We start from the raw sequence: 1,519 nt of genomic DNA, 5'->3' as shown, positions 1-1,519 counted from the left end.
CTTGAGTTCTAGCGGTCGTTGCAACACCCATAGATTTTGGGAGTTGCAACGACCGTGCCGCATTTAGGCGATCTTTCGTCAGATCCAAGGAAGTACGCGAGAGCGACAAGTCAGCAGAAAGAGGATTTTTTCCGGGCGTTTGAGCGGCTGGGGAATGCGACCGAGGCTGCTGCTGAAACCGGGCTGAACCGGAATACCTGTTACCAGTGGATACGGAAGGCCGGCCTGGCCCGGAAGCGTTCGGAAGGGCCTACCCGGGAAGATTTCTTCCGGCTCCGTCATGCGGGTCTCTCTCGCCGGGATGCGGCCAGGACCTTAGGCATTCACCGTACGACTGCCGATGAGTGGGACACGGGTGTCCGTAGGACTCGCAACGGCAGAATCTACCCCGGTGGCAGGGCGGTGGACTACAACAGTGGGGTGACCATCATGACCCCTCCCGGCGGCACGGCAGGACCCACGTCGGTCCCGGTATCGGCGCTGGAAAAGCCCATCGACCCGCGATACCTCAATGTCCATGAACGCGAGCTGATCCGGGACCTTCAAACAGCCGGGTCGTCAGTCAGGACGATCGCCCAGGCCCTGGGGCGATCGCCTTCAACGATCAGCCGGGAACTGGCCCGAAATGCCGATCCCCATACCGGCTACCTGCCCCACGGAGCACATCGCAAAGCTGTCGCCCGCCGGGCCCGGCCAAAAACGGCCAAACTCGCCGACGAGTCAATGCTGCGTGACTACGTGAAGGACAAGCTGCTCATACGCTGGTCTCCGGAACAGATCAGCCACACCCTGGTCAACGAGTTCCGCGACAACCCGGAGATGCGCGTGAGCCCAGAGACGATTTACCAAGCCCTCTACATCCAGGCCAGAGGCGGACTCAAACGCGAAGTCCAGGCAGCGCTGCGTACCGGCCGGACCCGCCGTAAACCCCACCGGAGCGGTGAGCAACGCACGTCCCGGTTCGTGGACCCCATGGTCATGATTTCCGAGCGACCACCCGAGATCGAGGACCGCGCCGTGCCCGGCCACTGGGAAGGCGACCTCATCACCGGCGCCTACAACCAGTCAGCGATTGCGACCCTGGTCGAGCGGACGACCCGCTACGTCATGCTCGTCCACCTCCCGAATGACCACACCGCCGAAACCGTCCGGGACGGCCTGATTAAAACCGTCTCTACCCTGCCCTCACACCTGCGTGGCTCCCTGACCTGGGACCAGGGTGCAGAAATGGCATCCCATAAGTCCTTCACCCTCGCCACCGACATGAAGGTCTACTTCTGCGACCCTGCAAGCCCTTGGCAGCGCGGCTCGAACGAAAACACCAACGGCCTGCTGCGCCAATACTTCCCCAAAGGCACCGACCTCACCGCATACGGCCCCGAAGACCTCGAACACGTCGCACAGGAACTCAACGGCCGCCCACGCAAAACGCTCGGCTGGAAAACTCCAGCCGAGCGCCTACGTGATTTACTACTAACCACCTAACCAACAGGTGTTGCAACGACCCCTAGAAACCGCC

Annotated in this window: 1 protein-coding gene; it reads left to right on the top strand. The window is 61.9% G+C overall.

The features are described 5' to 3' along the window. Window positions 1-321: 321 nt before the first annotated feature. Window positions 322-1,485 carry an IS30 family transposase gene (locus tag ASF72_RS16450; RefSeq protein ID WP_442853724.1) on the top strand — a complete coding sequence of 388 codons (1,164 nt, stop codon included), beginning with the start codon at window positions 322-324 and terminating at the stop codon, window positions 1,483-1,485. Window positions 1,486-1,519: the final 34 nt, after the last annotated feature.

Source organism: Arthrobacter sp. Leaf141, from assembly GCF_001424565.1.
In the GTDB taxonomy this organism is placed as follows: domain Bacteria; phylum Actinomycetota; class Actinomycetes; order Actinomycetales; family Micrococcaceae; genus Arthrobacter.
The sequence above is the reverse complement of the archived record's forward strand: the minus strand, read 5'-3'. Positions and strand labels throughout refer to the sequence as shown.